The following is a 251-nucleotide window of genomic DNA, read 5'->3' as shown; positions in this document are numbered from 1 at the left end:
AGCAGGTATTGGGCAGTTGACGCTCAATCTGCTCATGGTACAGGTGTCTGACTTCCACCAGCTTATTGGGCAGGGCAAACCCGAACAGACGCTTGAAATAGCGATCAAGAATCGCCTTATCATAACGGATATGGTAGCCGACCAGAGGGCGGTTGCCGATGAACTCCAGCAGCAGTGTCAGCGCCTCTCTGGGCTCCAGGCCGTGACGGAGATCCTGATGGCGCATCTTGTGGATGGTCACCGAGGCCGCG

At 56.6% G+C, this 251-nt stretch carries 1 protein-coding gene; it reads right to left on the bottom strand.

Annotated features, from left to right (window positions below):
• Window positions 1–251, bottom strand: a 251-nt coding sequence (locus ACYP03_RS27195; RefSeq protein ID WP_459782831.1) for a 3'-5' exonuclease family protein, incomplete at both ends; no start/stop codon positions are given.

The organism is Photobacterium sp. R1 (genome assembly GCF_054600795.1).
This window is presented reverse-complemented; position numbering and strand designations above follow the sequence as displayed.